12 protein-coding genes and 1 tRNA gene are annotated in these 14,533 nt (G+C 57.1%); 2 read left to right on the plus strand and 11 right to left on the minus strand.

The genetic code is table 11. The features are described from left to right. The 4 genes from tpiA to RB620_RS25245 all read right to left on the minus strand — a co-directional run bounded on the left by tpiA (position 1) and on the right by RB620_RS25245 (position 4,459). The gene (gene tpiA, locus RB620_RS25230; RefSeq protein WP_308099246.1) at positions 1–756 is read right to left on the minus strand and encodes a triose-phosphate isomerase; all 756 of its coding nucleotides are present in this window, start codon (positions 754–756) and stop codon (positions 1–3) included. 52 nt (positions 757–808) lie between these two features. After that, positions 809–1,993 carry a phosphoglycerate kinase gene (locus RB620_RS25235; protein WP_308099248.1) on the minus strand — a complete coding sequence of 395 codons (1,185 nt, stop codon included), beginning with the start codon at positions 1,991–1,993 and terminating at the stop codon, positions 809–811. A gap of 248 nt (positions 1,994–2,241) precedes the next feature. Then, complete coding sequence (gene gap / locus RB620_RS25240; RefSeq protein WP_308099250.1) at positions 2,242–3,246, minus strand: type I glyceraldehyde-3-phosphate dehydrogenase; 1,005 nt, start codon at positions 3,244–3,246, stop codon at positions 2,242–2,244. A 163-nt stretch (positions 3,247–3,409) separates the two neighbouring features. Next, a complete protein-coding gene (locus tag RB620_RS25245) occupies positions 3,410–4,459 on the minus strand; it encodes a sugar-binding transcriptional regulator (protein ID WP_308099251.1) in 1,050 nt (349 codons plus the stop codon). A gap of 274 nt (positions 4,460–4,733) precedes the next feature. Here RB620_RS25245 and RB620_RS25250 point away from each other — a divergent pair. Then, positions 4,734–4,808, plus strand: a tRNA-Arg gene (locus tag RB620_RS25250). A 79-nt stretch (positions 4,809–4,887) separates the two neighbouring features. Here the strand turns inward: RB620_RS25250 and RB620_RS25255 are convergent. The 6 genes from RB620_RS25255 to RB620_RS25280 form a co-directional block, all read right to left on the minus strand. Beyond that, complete coding sequence (locus RB620_RS25255) at positions 4,888–5,937, minus strand: metallophosphoesterase family protein (protein ID WP_308099252.1); 1,050 nt, start codon at positions 5,935–5,937, stop codon at positions 4,888–4,890. A 30-nt stretch (positions 5,938–5,967) separates the two neighbouring features. Continuing rightward, positions 5,968–6,297: a DMT family transporter gene (locus RB620_RS25260; RefSeq protein WP_308099253.1), complete on the minus strand. Its 330-nt coding sequence runs from the start codon at positions 6,295–6,297 to the stop codon at positions 5,968–5,970. A 23-nt stretch (positions 6,298–6,320) separates the two neighbouring features. Further along, complete coding sequence (locus tag RB620_RS25265; protein ID WP_308099255.1) at positions 6,321–7,097, minus strand: HAD family hydrolase; 777 nt, start codon at positions 7,095–7,097, stop codon at positions 6,321–6,323. 12 nt (positions 7,098–7,109) lie between these two features. Next, positions 7,110–8,465, minus strand: a complete 1,356-nt coding sequence (locus RB620_RS25270) for an ABC transporter substrate-binding protein (RefSeq protein WP_308099257.1) — start codon at positions 8,463–8,465, stop codon at positions 7,110–7,112. A gap of 190 nt (positions 8,466–8,655) precedes the next feature. Beyond that, positions 8,656–9,498, minus strand: a complete 843-nt coding sequence (locus tag RB620_RS25275; protein WP_308099259.1) for a carbohydrate ABC transporter permease — start codon at positions 9,496–9,498, stop codon at positions 8,656–8,658. A 27-nt stretch (positions 9,499–9,525) separates the two neighbouring features. Further along, entirely contained in the window at positions 9,526–10,404 is an 879-nt protein-coding gene (locus RB620_RS25280) for a carbohydrate ABC transporter permease (RefSeq protein ID WP_308099260.1), read from the minus strand. A gap of 360 nt (positions 10,405–10,764) precedes the next feature. Here RB620_RS25280 and RB620_RS25285 point away from each other — a divergent pair, with 360 nt between their 5' ends. Further along, on the plus strand, positions 10,765–11,322 hold the full coding sequence (locus tag RB620_RS25285) for a GbsR/MarR family transcriptional regulator (protein ID WP_374121458.1): 558 nt from the start codon (positions 10,765–10,767) through the stop codon (positions 11,320–11,322). A gap of 169 nt (positions 11,323–11,491) precedes the next feature. On the opposite strand, the gene RB620_RS25290 is transcribed toward RB620_RS25285, so the two are convergent. Continuing rightward, positions 11,492–14,449: a family 78 glycoside hydrolase catalytic domain gene (locus RB620_RS25290; protein ID WP_308099262.1), complete on the minus strand. Its 2,958-nt coding sequence runs from the start codon at positions 14,447–14,449 to the stop codon at positions 11,492–11,494. Positions 14,450–14,533 lie beyond the last annotated feature (84 nt).

Below are 14,533 nucleotides of genomic sequence, written 5' to 3' on the forward strand. Positions count from 1 at the left end.
TTACTTGGCCCCCTCGATCAATGCGATGTAGGAAGCAGGCTCGAGGCTTGCTCCGCCTACCAGCGCGCCGTCGATATCCGCTTGGCCCAAGTATTCCGATACGTTGTTCGGCTTCACGCTGCCGCCGTATTGGATGCGAACCTTCGCCGCAACCGCTTCGTCGTACAGACCCGCGATAACGCTGCGGATGTAGCCGATAACGTCCTGCGCGTCTTCGGAAGTGGAGGATTTGCCCGTGCCGATCGCCCAGATCGGTTCGTAAGCGACGACGACTTCCGCCGCTTGCTCCGCGGACAGGCCTTGGAACGCGCCTTCCGTTTGTACTTTGCATACTTCCTTCGTCACGCCGGATTCGCGCTCTTCCAGCTTCTCGCCTACACAGACGATCGGAGTGAGGCCGTGTTTGAACGCGGCAACCGTCTTCTTGTTGACGATTTCGTCCGTCTCGCCGAAGTAAGCGCGGCGCTCGGAGTGGCCGATAATAACGTATTTCACGCCGAGATCCTTCAGCATAAGACCGCTGATCTCGCCCGTGAAGGCGCCGTTGTCCTCGAAGTGGACGTTCTGCGCGCCGATCGCGATGCTTGTGCCTTTGGCAGCTTCGATTAGCGCCGGAAGCGCCGTGAACGGAGCGCAGATCACGCTCTCCACGCCAGCTACTTCCGCTTTGCCCTTCACTTCGGCGAAGAAAGCCGTCGCTTCGGACACGGTTTTGAACATTTTCCAGTTGCCTGCAATAATCGGTGTTCTGCTCATCTCAAGACCTCCTGCAATGGTTGGTTGGTGTTAATGCTGTTTATCTTTAATGCTATTTATCGTTAAGAGCCACTACGCCTGGAAGCACTTTGCCTTCCATGAATTCCAGGGAAGCGCCGCCGCCCGTGGAGATGAAGTCCATGCGGTCAGCCAGACCGAACTTCTCAGCTGCCGCAGCGGAGTCGCCGCCGCCGATAACCGTGTAAGCGGATGTCTCTGCCGTTGCTTGCGCTACCGCGCGAGTGCCGTGGGAGAACGGTTCGATTTCAAATACGCCCATCGGTCCGTTCCAGACGACCAGCTTGGAGTTTTTGATGACGTCCGCGTACAGCTCGCGCGTCTTCGGTCCGATGTCGATGCCTTCCCACTCCGCCGGAATACCATCCACGTCAACGATTTGCGTGTTCGCGTTCGCGCTGAAGTCGTCGGTTACGACGATGTCGACGGGGATCAGGAAGTTTTTGCCCAGCTTCTTCGCTTTCTCCATGAACTCGAGAGCCAGATCCAGCTTGCTGTTGTCCACGAGGGACTTGCCGATCTCATGGCCTTGCGCCTTGAAGAACGTGTAGGACAAGCCGCCGCCAATGATGATGTTGTCGGCGATTTCGAGCATTTTGTCGATGACCGCGATTTTGTCTTTAACCTTGGAGCCGCCTACGATCGCCGTGAACGGACGCTCTGGGTTGTTCAGCGCTTTGCCGAGCACTTCAAGCTCGCGCTCCATGAGCAGGCCGGATACGGCCGGAAGGATATGAGCGATGCCCTCAGTGGACGCATGTGCGCGGTGAGCGGCGCCGAACGCGTCGTTGACGAACAGATCGGCCAGCTTGGCAAAAGCTTGCGCCAGCTCCGGATCGTTTTTCTCCTCGCCAGGGTAGAAACGAACGTTCTCAAGCAGCAATACGTCGCCGTCGTTCAGGGCAGCGACTTGCGCTTCTACCGCTTCGCCGATCGCTTCGTTCGCTTTCGTTACAGGTTTGCCGAGCAGCTCGGACAGACGAACAGCCGATGCCGTGTGGCGCAGCTCTTCGACCACTTGTCCGTTCGGACGGCCAAGGTGGCTCGCCAGAATGACTTTCGCGCCCTTCTCGATCAAGTAGTTGATCGTCGGAAGCGTCTCGCGGATCCGCTTGTCGTCGGTGATTTTGCCGTCTTCGATCGGCACGTTGAAGTCCACGCGCACGAATACGCGTTTCCCTGCCAGTTCTGCTACGTCACGTACACTCTTCTTGTTCATGGTTTATACCCTCCCGGAATGGTTTAGAGGAAGTTCAATAAGTCCGCTTTGATCACGAAGTACCTTGGTGCTGAAAACTTATTGAACACTCTTTAAAAGGTGGTTCATAAAAGCAAAAAAGAAGGACGTCCCCTCTTTATAGTAGGAAGGAACGCCCTTCTGGCAAGGCCCGCCCGAGGGACCGGTGGGGCGCATGCCAAGGGCCGAAGCTCTCTTTGGAGGAAGCCGCGGCCCTTAGCTTTCTTTCCTTACAGACCTTTGCTAGCGATGTAAGCAGCAAGATCAACTACGCGGTTGGAGTAGCCCCACTCGTTGTCGTACCAGGAAACGACTTTAACCATGTTGCCTTCAACAACCATCGTCGACAGAGCGTCGATCGTGGAGGAAGCAGGGTCGCCGTTGTAGTCGCTGGATACCAGCGGCAATTCATTGTAGTTCAAGATGCCTTTCAGGGAAGTCTCGGAAGCTTCTTTGAACGCTGCGTTCACTTCTTCAACCGTTACATTCACTTTCAGCTCGGCAACCAGGTCCGTTACGGATACGTTAGGCGTAGGAACGCGCATAGCCATACCATTCAGCTTGCCTTTCAGCTCAGGCAGTACCAGCGAAACGGCTTTCGCAGCGCCTGTGGAGGAAGGAATGATGTTCTCAGCAGCTGCGCGAGCGCGGCGCAGGTCTTTGTGAGGAACGTCAAGCACGGATTGGTCGTTCGTGTACGAGTGAACAGTCGTCATCATGCCTTTAACGATGCCGAATTTATCGTTCAATACTTTCGCGAAAGGAGCAAGGCAGTTGGTTGTGCAAGAAGCGTTGGAGATGATCGTGTGAGCAGACGGATCGTATTTGTCTTCGTTAACGCCGATAACGACCGTGATGTCTTCGTTTGTAGCCGGAGCGGAGATGATAACTTTTTTAGCGCCGCCTTGCAGGTGAAGCTCGGCTTTCTCCTTCGTCGTGAAGATACCTGTCGATTCAACAACGATCTCAGCGCCTACGGAGCCCCAAGGCAGGTCTGCAGGGTTGCGCTCGGCGAATACTTTGATTTCTTTGCCGTTTACAACCAAAGCGCCTTCTTTTGCTTCAACGGTAGCGTCAAGAACGCCATGAGTCGTGTCGTATTTCAGAAGGTGAGCCAGCGTGTTTACATCCGTCAGATCGTTTACCGCTACGATTTCAACCTCGGAGTTGCTCAGTGCCGCGCGGAATACGTTACGGCCGATACGTCCAAAACCATTAATACCAACTTTAACCATTGTTAGTTCCTCCTAAGCGTTTTTGAAAAATGTCTAAAAATATATTTCAAGACGTTTCCCGGCCCGCCGCCGCTTCCGCGCAAGCGTTCCGTTCTCCGTCATGATGCCTATTCTTCTATGCCGCCTCCATGAGGCTGCCCGTCGCCGCGGCGATTATGCCGCGTCATTGCTGGGCATTGCTGCCGTTCTGCTCGATTAAAGCAACGATCTCGAGCGCGGCCGCTTCGTCCGTGACGAGCACGTCGTCGTACCCGGACCGCATGACCGCCGCGATGGCTTCTCCCTTGCTCTTGCCGCCCGCAACGCCGATAACAACTTCAGTTTTCACAATATCGTCGAGCCGTAACCCTATCGTCTGCATTTTGTGCACCACAGCCCCGCTCCGGTCAAAATAAAACCCGAACGCCTCCGCCAGCGCGCCCTCGGCCGCAATCTCGTCGACCGTCGTCTGCTCCAGCTTCCTTCGCCTCGCCATGACCATCGCGTCGCCGATGCCGTGAACGACGATTCTCGCGCTCCGAATCACTTCGACGAGCTCTTGGATGTTCGGCTCTTGCATTAAGGAAGCGAAAGCTTCCTCGCCCAGATGGTCCGGCACATGCAGCAGCCGATAATGACCGCCGGTACGCTTCGCCATCGTCGACGCGAGCGTGTTCGCCTGGTAGTCGTGGCTTTCGCCAAGCCCGCCCCTTGCGGGCACGAACCGGATCGACTTCAGCGCCGTCGAGATGGTCAGCTGGTTCGCCACTTGCGCGATCGTCGTTCCGCCGGTTACGGCGATAACGTCGTCAGGCTTCATGCTTGCGCGAAGCACTTGGCCCGCCGCCTTGCCGAGCTCCCTCTTCGCTTGCATCGAGCTTTCGGAATCGCCTGGGACCACGATCACTTGGGTGAGACCGAAGTAAGTCTTGATCTTCTCTTCGAGCTCCGATAGGCCGAACAACGAATTGTACATCGGCTCAAGCCGCTCCAGCAGCGTTCTGCCTTCGTCGCTGATGAGCATGCCCGCCGTCTGGATCTCCAGCAGTCCTTGCTCCTTCAGGAAGTCCGTCTCCGCTCTAAGCACCCGCTCCGTCATCCCCAGCTCGCTGGCAAGCGTCCGCCTGCCGATCGTGCCCGCGAGCATGACTTGATTCAGGATCAAGTAACGCTTCCTCATCGTATCCAGAAGTTCCGGTACAAGCTGCTGCTGCAGTTCAATGAGCTGACGCATCTCTACACCTTCACTCCATCTGACTCGATTCTAACCGGCGACTTGCCATTCGTATTGGGTTCTTGAATCCTCTGATTATCACTGGACTCATTATGTCCCACGTACTCATTTTAAGTCCCACCTTTATTTTAACCAAAATGCCATTCCGCCGCAAGTATGCAAATGCAATTGAAAGCGATTACTGTCACCATTCTCACAAATTTAATTTTCGAAATCCTCTTGCTTTCGATGCACCGATATCATATAATCATTTTTGCTACTGTTTTTTATGTACGCGCCCGTGGTCCAATGGATATGACGTAGGCCTCCGGAGCCTGAGATCTAGGTTCGATTCCTAGCGGGCGCGCCATTACAACATAAACGACAAGCCGTTCAGCTCATGCTGAACGGCTTTTTTGCGTTTATGCTCTCCCACTTCAAATCTATGCTCAGCGAGGGTATCGCAGCTCGTACCGGGCGCCGTCGATCCATTCCGCTTTGCCAAAGTCTCGTCCCTTGACGACGACGCGATCCTTGTACACATCCACGAAGAATCCTTGGCTGCCGTCCTTATGCTCGTCTGCATCATTCCAAAGGTAGGCAACGGACGCGCCGCCGAACATCGCGGGCAACTCCCCTCCCCCGTCGAAGAACGCGTCCCTAGACTCCAGCTCCCAATGGGTATGCCCTGTGAACAGGATGACCTCCGGATGACGGGCCAGTACCGCCCGAAGCTCATCATCCTCGACGACGCCATGCCAGCCCTGCGCTTCCGATGATCCCGCTACCGTATTCTTAAGCGGCTGATGCAGGAAGACGAAAACCGGGCGATCCGGCGCCCCTTCCTTCAGCTTCTCGTCCAGCCAACGCAGCTGCTCCTCCGACAACGAGCAATAGAGCACCAAGCTCCGCTCCGTTCCGAGGAATATAAAATGGTAGCCCCCGATCCATAGATCGTGATAGGGAGCCGATGTCCCCGTCTCGGACAAGAATCGTCCAATAGGGTCCAGGCCGGCGTTTCCTTCTTCCGACGCCATCTCCAGCTCCGGCAGAACGCTTCGGTGCTCCTCCCACAGGCGACGGAGATCATCGTAATCCAGCGCAGCCGCATCATACGTCTCCGACAATCCGGTCACTTCCAGGAACCGTTTGATCTCATCCTCCCAATCGCCTTGTCTGACATCATGGTTGCCCGTCGTCATGGTTATCTCCGGCAGTCCGGTTCCGTGCTCACTCCATATGCGGCGGAACTCCGCGTATTCGCCCGGCAAGCCATGATCGGTCACGTCTCCCGCATGCATAATGCCCGAAGTTGTCCCCGCCAGCTCCCTAATCTGACGCAGCGCTTCGCCGAAATTGCGGTTGTAGACATGTTCCGCATCCTCCGTCACATGCGTGTCCGTCAGAACCTGGAAAGAAAACTGCGGCTGTTCGGCTGCCTGTTGTGCCATCCTTCCGCCCGCACGCCCGTCAACCAGCGGTTCGTTAAGGTTATCCATCATGATCCCTCCTGCGCTAATGTAGTCCGTTTACCCGCCATGCGCTTTGCTGCTTATGTTGAGCCCGATCACTCCCGCGACGATGACGCCGATCCAGAGCGCCGAGGATAAAGTCAATTTCTCCTGGAAGACGAAATAGCCGAATATGGCGATCAACACGATGCCCACGCCCGACCACACGGCGTAGACGACGCTTACTTGCAGGTAATCAAGCGCAAAGTTCAAGAACGTGAAGCTTGCTCCATAGAAAACGAACATCAAGATCGAAGGCAGCAGCCTCGTGAAGCTTTCCGAATATTTCATGCTGATCGTGCCCGATACCTCAAGCACGATCGCGCATGCAAGTAATAACCAGCCCATGCGCGCATCCTTTCCCACCTCTGTCATGACTCCACCGCGAGCTCCGCGAAGCTCCAAACGGTAGCGTCCGCGGAAGGCAGCTGGGCAGAAATCTCGCGGCCCGACGGCACAATGCCGATCGCCGTTGCCGCGCCTGCCGCCCTCGCCATAAGCATGTCGCCATTCGTGTCGCCGATGACCGCGGTTCGCGAAGGCATCACGCCCAACAAGCCGCAAGCGAACTGCGCCATGTCGGGGAACGGCTTGCCGTTCTCCACGGCATCCGTGCCCACGCATGCATCGAAGAAGGAGGCAATGCCCAGCCACTCCAAATGCCGCTTGGCCGCCGCCGTTTCGTCCGCCGTCACGACGGCCAGCTTCAGGCCGGCTTCACGGCAACTCTCCAGGAACGGCCATACATGAGGCAGCAGCCTTGCGGCCTTCTCCGCTTCAATCGCAGCGTCGGCCTCCGCCTTCGCGTTCCAGGCAATCGTCTTCGCGTCTGCCCATGTCCCGCCGCCGCGATAGCCTTCCAGCGCCACAATCGCAAGCAGATCGTCTACGGTGCCCATCGCGAGCGGACCGTTCCGGTCGTAATCCTCGATATGCCCATCCACTTTGCTGCGACGCAATCCAATCAGCTTTTCCATCTCATCCACTCTCTCCTGCGTCCATCCGAGCGCCGAGGAACAGGAAGCGAGCAGCCGCTCGCTCCATATCCCCCACGTATAGATGAAATCCAGCAACGTCCCGTCTTTGTCGAACAGAATCGCGTCTACCTCGCAGGAACTGCCTTCATTTCCAACCTTGATACGCGGCATCATCCGCTCCTCCTACCCGTTGCTTCTGTCGAGCTCGCGCTGTGCCGTCTCCTTTGCTTCTTTCAGCGCTTCTGCGGCCGGCACGTTGCCGATCTGAACCTTGTCCGCGGCGATCTTCAGCGCATCGTAGATTTTGCCGCCTGTCGGATCTTGGAACGGCATGGATGCATGAGCCGCTTGTTTAAGCGGAACTGTGATTTGCGGATTTTCTTTGCTGAATTCGATAAATGCCGGATCCTCCAGAGCAGATTGGCGCACGGCGATGTAACCCGTGTTCATGGACCAGAATGCCGTGTTCTCCGGGCTCATGAAGAAGCTGTACCACTTGAACGCCGCTTGCTGCTGCTCAGGGCTCGCCTTGGCAGGAATGCCTGCCATGATCGCGCTCGCCACCGGCTTGCCTGGGCCCATGCCCTCCCAGCCCGGCTGCTCCATCGCGGCCACGATACCGAAGTCGAGGTCGCCTTGGTCGCCGCTGGAGCCCGTGTAACCCGCGGCGTTGCCCTTCATGACGTCGTCGATCGTCTTGTACCAATACTCCCAGCCTTGGCCGCCGGAATGGATGCGCATGATGCCATCCTCGTGAATCCACTTGCGGAACAGATCCCAGGTCTCGACCCACTCCGGCGAATCCACGAGCACTTGCTTGCCGTCCTCGCTAACGACGCGGCCGCCCTTGCCATAGACGGCATCCATCATATTGTCCGCGCCCCACATCGGCTCCCAGCCGTAGAACGTCGTCTTGCCGCCTTCCTTCACCGTCATCTGGGCCGCCGCGTCCGCCAACGCTTCCCACGTCGTCAAATTCTCCGCCTGGATGCCGTGCTTCTCCAGCGTATCCTTGCGGTAATACATCACTTGCGTCGTGCCGTACATCGGCAGGAAGTACATCTTCCCGTCCACTTCGCCCTGCTGCAGGAATGTCGGAACAATATCCTCCTTATTGAAGTCCGCTTGCCCCGCGATCAGCTCGTCGATGGATGCGTAATAGCCCTTGCGCGCCCAATCGACATTGGAGGACAGCACCGCCGCCGGAACCGTGCCGGAGGCGATGGCCGCCTGCAGCTTCTTCTCCGTCTCGGAGTAGTCCGCTTGCACGACCGGCTTTACGATCACTTCATCCTGCGACGAGTTGAACTTGTCGATGAGAATCTGCATATTCTCGCCAAGCTTGCCGCCGAGACCGTACCAGAATTCAATCGTGACGGGCTCGGACACCGCCGGAGCGTTAGTGGATTCTCCATTCGACGGAGAGGCCAATTGCCCGGCTCCCGTATTGGAGCTTGCATCTCCATTCGTGCCGCAAGCGGACACGACAAGCAAGGACAACAGCGTCATACCGGACATCCATTTTTTATGATTCAACATCTTCATTCATTCTCCCTTCGATTATGAGAAAAACTTTTATCGGAGTAATTCGAGGTGTGCGACCGCGTTTTAGTGGAAGTTTTTATCGCCAATCAGAAAGATCTCCTTTACGCTTTATTACTTTAAAGGAATAATGATTTCTGATGTGGAAAAAAAATGATGGCTTTATCTCGATTGCGTTTCTATCCAATTACCCCTTGCTGGATCCTGCGGTCAGATTGACGCTCTGGATGATGAGCTTCTGCGTTAGCGCGAATAACACGAGCAGCGGCGCGATGGTGAATGCGCTGGCGGCCATGATTAGCGGCCACTTCAGCCCGTAGGCACCTCCTTCCACGAAGAAGCTGCGAAGTCCCGCGGACACCAGTTGCAGATGCGGGCTTTGGGTGATCAGCATCGGCCAGAAGTAATTGTTGTACTGGTCGATGAACGTAATGAGCGCGAGAACGGCGAAGGAAGAGCGCGTGAGCGGAACAAGAATCGTCCACAGAATTCGCATGTGCGACGCACCGTCCATTTGGCCGGCCTCGATCAGCTCATGGTTCACTTGCAGGAAGGCTTGTCTGATCAGGAAGATCGAGAACACGCTCACGCAGTTGGTCAGAATCAGGCCTGCGTAGGAGTCGATGAGCCCCATCTTGCCCAGAATCATATAGCTTGGCAGGTACACCGCCGTGGCGGGAATCATGTAGCAAACCAGCACCATGGCGGTCATCGCTCCCTTGAGCCTGAACTTCATATGCGTCAAGGCGTACCCCATCATGGCGGAATTGATGAATTGAAGCACGACGATCATGCCGGCGACGAATACGCTGTTGAACAAATATTGCGCGAACGGCGCCGCCTGCCACGCTTCCGCGAAGTTGCCCCATAAGGGATTCTCCGGCCAAAGCGACGGAGGGAACTGCCAGATCTCGTCGTTCGTCTTCAAGGCGCTCATAACGAGCCAGTAGAACGGGAAAGCCATCAGGATGGCGCTTGCCGTCAGCACTACGTGCCGAACGGGCGTTCGCCAAGCTCCGGTCATTCGCATGTTGCTGCTCCTCTCACTGAATTCGGATTAATAGTGGACCGTCTTCCTGCCGGCTACGAACGACACCAGCGACAAAGCGGCGCAGCCGAGGATGATCGTAATCGCGACGGCCGACGCTTCGCCGATCTGGAAGGACGAGAAGGCCGATTGATAGTACAGATAGAGCAGCGTACGGGTAGAGCCCGAAGGACCGCCCTGCGTCAAAATGTTGATCTGATCGTAGGTCTGGATCGCCGCGACCAGCTGCACGATGACGAGGAAAAACGTCGTCGGGGAGATAAGCGGCAGCGTCACTCTCGTGAATCGCTGCCAGCGGTTCGCGCCGTCCAGCTCCGCGGCTTCCAGCTGATCCTTCGGCACGCTGCCGATCGCCGCCAGATAGAAGATCATGCACCAGCCCGCGGACTTCCACACGGTCATGATCAGTACGGCAACCAACGCCCATGCAGGATCAAGCAGCCACTTGACGCCCTCCAGCCCCAGCAAGCTTAGCGCACTGTTGGCGAGCCCGACCTCCGGCTCGTAAATCCATGACCAGACGATGGATACCGCGACCGTAGGCGTCACCCATGGAGCGAACATCATCGTCCTATAGATGGAGCCGCCCTTCAGCTTGCCGCTCAGCATAATCGCCAGCAGCAGGCCGATCGCCATGCTGGGAACGACGCTCCCGAGGCAGAACCAGATCGTCACGCGCAGCGACTGATAGAACGCCGGATTCTCGAACAAGTACCGGTAGTTGTCCAGACCGACGAACAGCTGGACCGGACTCATGAAGTCCCACTCCGTGAAGCTTAGATACACGACATAACCCAGCGGAATGAACCAGAACACCATCAGCGGAATCATCGCGGGCAGCGTGAACAGGAACGCCTTTAAGTCTCCAAGCATTAGCCTCTTGTTCATTGCAACCTCCCATTTCCAATACAATTAATCGTGGATGCAAACTTTTTAACCACAAAAGAATTTATAAGTTTCCGGACTTGTCGGAAATCTGAAATTCTTATTGGCGATAAAACCTACCTTTGAACGTGGTCGCTCATCTCTGAAAGGCCTCGATAGAGGTTTTCTCATGTGGTCAAAAAAAATTGAAAATGTGCTAAAATATAAATGAATTATTGTGATATCGTTCATCTGTACAAAAATAATTGTACGTTCGTTTTGTCATCGCATGGTTATATCTGCGTTAAATCGCAATGAAGAATATGTAAACCGGAGCATGCCCGAAGACGGGCTTCTATCCGGTGGATCGGCGGAGGAGAAATCGTGAAAAAAGCTACGTTCGGGGAAATGAAGGAGCCGTTATCGCCCCGCGAAGAGCTGCGGGCGGGGGTTATCGACGCTATTGCGGAGACGATGGACCTGTACGGGGTCAACTATACGTTCGGGCAGCTGTACGGCATTATGTTTTTCGAGGATCGGCCCATGACGCTGGAAGAGATGCGCCAGAGCATGAACATGAGCAAGAGCAACATGAGCTACGCCGTCCGGGCGCTGACGGAATCCAAGATGGTGGAGAAGCTGAAGGAGAAGGATGACCGCAAGGATCAATACGTAGCGGAGACCGACTTCTTCAAAGCGTTCCAGTCCTTCTTCACCGCGAAGCTTCAAAGGGAAGTCGACGTGATGCTGGGCGCGGTGCAGGCTGCCATCCCCGTTCTCTCCGACTTGATCCTGAACCTGGATACGACGGAGGAGGAGCGCAACCTTTGCCTGGAGGATCTGCGGAAGCTGAAGCATGCCGTGAGCTATTACGAATGGCTGCAGAAGTTCGTGAACGATTTGCGGGGCGGCGTTTATTTTGGCGAGGCAAACGGGGAGTAGGTCTTCGGGATATTAGTTTCAAAATTGCAGCTGCATCAACAGCCAGAATAGCCGCATGTCGGCGATAGGATTTCTTCTTCGCGAGAAGCGTTTCCTTATCGCCGAGATGCGGCTTCTTTTCCTATCGCGTGCAGTGCCAGCTTTTGGTTGTTTCCTGCTGTTTGCCGCTCTACAACGTCTTCAGCCTATGAATCGAAACCGCGCAGGATGACGGGACTCGAAGTTCAAGCTCGATTCCCTCCGGCGCCGTAATATCCAGCGTCGCAAGTTGACCCGCTTCGACCTTCCACGCTACCTCCACCTTGCCGCCGTCTGGCAGCGGCACGGCTCCCTTCGCCCACTGCAAATCGCCGGGAAGCGGCTCGATGACGACCTTTGCCCAGCCCGGAGCGGCGGCGCGTACGCCGAGTACGTAAGCTCCCAGGAAGTAGCCCGGGGCAGCCGACCACGCATGGCAATGGCTGCGCGTTAAGTCGTTCGCGTTCGCCCGGTTCATCGTCGTATGGCCATACATCTCCCAGCAGGTGGTCGCCCCGTTGTCGATCATGAAGCCGTAGTTTTGCCGGATATCGTCCAGCATCCTCGCGACGTCGCCGCCTTGCATTAACGCTTCATAATAGAAGAAAGACATGAACGGGCTGCCGATCGGAACGAAACCTTCAGGCGTCGCGCTCAAATAGGACGTCAGCGTCGCCTTGCGTTCCCCTTGGGCCAGGCCCGAGAGAAGCGCCATCACCTGCGTTTGCATGCTGAATATTTCGGAGCGTCTTCCGTCCTTATGGATGCAGTCCAGATAAGCGCCGCGCTCCTCGCTCCATAAACGAAGGTTGATCGCCTCGCCGAGCTTAGCGGCCAGCTCCTCGCACCACTTGGCTTCCGCCGGCGCTTCGCCGCCCGCCAGCTCGGCCAATGCCGCCGTCCGGCGCAGCGCGTGGGTGAAAATCATGTTCTGGTGCGTGACGACGCCGTCCCCCGGCTGATCCATCGGCGCCCAGTCCAGCAGATTCCACCCCTTCATCTCCAGCAATCCGTCGCCGTTCAGCCTCTGCGCATAATGCAGCAGCGTATACATCACCTTCGGCAGCATCTCCGCCGCGAACTCGCGGTCGCCCGTATGCTCCGCGTATTCCGCGCAGGCCGCCGCCCAGAAGAACGTCCAGTTCGGAATGACGCTTCTCCAGCCGCTCGGCACCTGGTCGACGTACAGCGGCGTCTGGAACGCGGAGCCCGGCACCAGTCGCAGGCATCGCTTCACGATATCCGTCCCGCCGAACAAATAATAATTCACCAGCGCTTCATTGCGGCTGTCGCCCACCCAGAACGTCTGCTCGTAGGCGGGACAGTCGACGAACGTATCCTCCATGCACAGTCTGGTCGTATGTCTGGCCATCTCCCAAATTGCGTTCAGGCTGGCGTCCGAGCACTGGAACGCGCCGATCTCCGGAGACGGATAGTTGCTTTGTAGCACCCGGACGCCATGAATACACACGGGTCTCGTCGCCCCCCTGACGGTGACGATCTGATAGCGGAAGCCTCTGCGGACCGGCGACGTATACCTCTGATACCCTTCCTTCGTTACGTACCGCAGCGTGTTGTCGAGCCCGTACGTATGCTGTACGTAATCGCCCTTCCTGTATTCCACCCCGTACCAATCGATCGTCACTCCGGCCTCCGCCTCGAGCTCGAATTGCAGGTAACCGCTCCACTCCTTCCCGAAGTCGAGCGTGAATTCGGTATCGCCGTCCGCGAATACGGGCACCGCCCCGGGATCGCATGAGGCCACCGCGACTTGCTGCAGCGACGCGGGTATGGCGTATTGCTCCGAGAGCCGTTTGGCGAATTGCGGCATAAACGCGTCTTCGGCATTGCACAGGAGCGCAGGAATGGGAATCAGCCGGGAACCGATTGCATGCAGCTCGCTCGCGCTTCCGATCTTCGATACCTCCGCCGCTAGGCGCGCCGCCGCTTGCTTCCATGCGGCGAATTGCTCCGTCTGTACCTCGAAGTCGACGACGGTAAACGCGTACAGCGGGCCGATCGCCGCGAACGGCGAGCCCGCCTCCGCCGTGCCAGCCGTCCGGCCGGCATCGGAGGCGATCGGATTGGCCCATTCGATCGGCTTGTCGGAGTCGATTCCGATGCGCTGCATTCCGCCGTGATCCGCCCCGTATGCCGCATATAGCAGCAAGTGCTCGCCAGCCGGAAGCGTCACGCGACATCGAAGCAGCGGCGGTTCATGCTTAGGCTCTATCGTTCGGTCGCCGATGCGGAGAACTCCCGGCACCTCATCTCCAATGCCGAAGCCGCTGACATGCAGGACGATGTTAAGCTCGGAGGTTTCCTTGAGCCGCAGTACGGTGGCGAACGCCCCCGCGTAGCATAGCGGATTGGCGTTCTCCTCGCCATGAGGCTTCATAAGTGCATAATTGTCGAGGAAGGCCGTGAGCCGGTAAGGCACGACACGGTTCAAGGACAGCACGCCGACGGGTCCGACGGCCTCCTCCGTCAAGTAAGGGATATCGCGCGGCTGCGGATTCGTCCAAGGCTCCATCCCTACCTCGCCGATGACCGTGGAGGTTTTCCATGCCCGGTCGTCGTACGGGACGTCCATCCAGTCCTCGTCCATCAGGCGCGCGTCGATCCGCTCCGCGAACGCGTGCTGGCAAGACATGCGCGCCGTCTCCCTGGCATGTCCGGCCTGCAGCGAGGTGCGCCAGTCGGAGCCCGTGGCGGCAAGCGTTAGCTCCCCTGCGCCGTCCGTGACGGCGAGTTCCGCCAGCAGTCCCCCTCTGCCGCGCAGGTAGTAGAAATTAGTGACGCCGAAGTGCATGACCAGCACGGCGATCGTATTCTTCTGGCCGCGTCTGAGCAAATGGCCGACCGGGTAACAATCATAAAAAATTTGCGTTGGAAAATAGCGGGCGGGTCCTCGGCCGATCCGCGTTCCGTTGACGTAAATCTCGTATCTCGAATCCGCCGTCACCCAGAGCTTCGCTTCCGCTCCGGCCGGAAGATCTGCGGGACAGTCGAAGCTGCGCCGGAACTGCCTCCATTCATTACGCGGGCTTTCTTCCTCGCCCCCCCATATCCAGCGGGCTTGCCAGGACGTTTCTTTAGCTTCCATCATGTTTCTTCCTCCTTCTCGACATCGGCGAATGACATCGCTTACGTTTCATTGTAGAATGAGCGCAAAGACGCTTTTATGCCCAAA

Origin of the sequence: Paenibacillus sp. LHD-117 (genome assembly GCF_030929555.1) — a bacterium.
Classification (GTDB): domain Bacteria; phylum Bacillota; class Bacilli; order Paenibacillales; family Paenibacillaceae; genus Pristimantibacillus.

What these genes read in the sequence shown, in the direction of transcription:
- tpiA (WP_308099246.1), bottom strand. Translation starts at nt 756, where the DNA reads ATGAGCAGAACACCGATTATTGCAGGCAACTGGAAAATGTTCAAAACC.
- RB620_RS25290 (WP_308099262.1), bottom strand. Translation starts at nt 14,449, where the DNA reads ATGATGGAAGCTAAAGAAACGTCCTGGCAAGCCCGCTGGATATGGGGG.
- RB620_RS25260 (WP_308099253.1), bottom strand. Translation starts at nt 6,297, where the DNA reads ATGGGCTGGTTATTACTTGCATGCGCGATCGTGCTTGAGGTATCGGGC.
- RB620_RS25270 (WP_308099257.1), bottom strand. Translation starts at nt 8,465, where the DNA reads ATGTTGAATCATAAAAAATGGATGTCCGGTATGACGCTGTTGTCCTTG.
- RB620_RS25280 (WP_308099260.1), bottom strand. Translation starts at nt 10,404, where the DNA reads ATGAACAAGAGGCTAATGCTTGGAGACTTAAAGGCGTTCCTGTTCACG.
- RB620_RS25255 (WP_308099252.1), bottom strand. Translation starts at nt 5,937, where the DNA reads ATGGATAACCTTAACGAACCGCTGGTTGACGGGCGTGCGGGCGGAAGG.
- RB620_RS25245 (WP_308099251.1), bottom strand. Translation starts at nt 4,459, where the DNA reads ATGCGTCAGCTCATTGAACTGCAGCAGCAGCTTGTACCGGAACTTCTG.
- RB620_RS25235 (WP_308099248.1), bottom strand. Translation starts at nt 1,993, where the DNA reads ATGAACAAGAAGAGTGTACGTGACGTAGCAGAACTGGCAGGGAAACGC.
- RB620_RS25275 (WP_308099259.1), bottom strand. Translation starts at nt 9,498, where the DNA reads ATGCGAATGACCGGAGCTTGGCGAACGCCCGTTCGGCACGTAGTGCTG.
- gap (WP_308099250.1), bottom strand. Translation starts at nt 3,246, where the DNA reads ATGGTTAAAGTTGGTATTAATGGTTTTGGACGTATCGGCCGTAACGTA.
- RB620_RS25265 (WP_308099255.1), bottom strand. Translation starts at nt 7,097, where the DNA reads ATGCCGCGTATCAAGGTTGGAAATGAAGGCAGTTCCTGCGAGGTAGAC.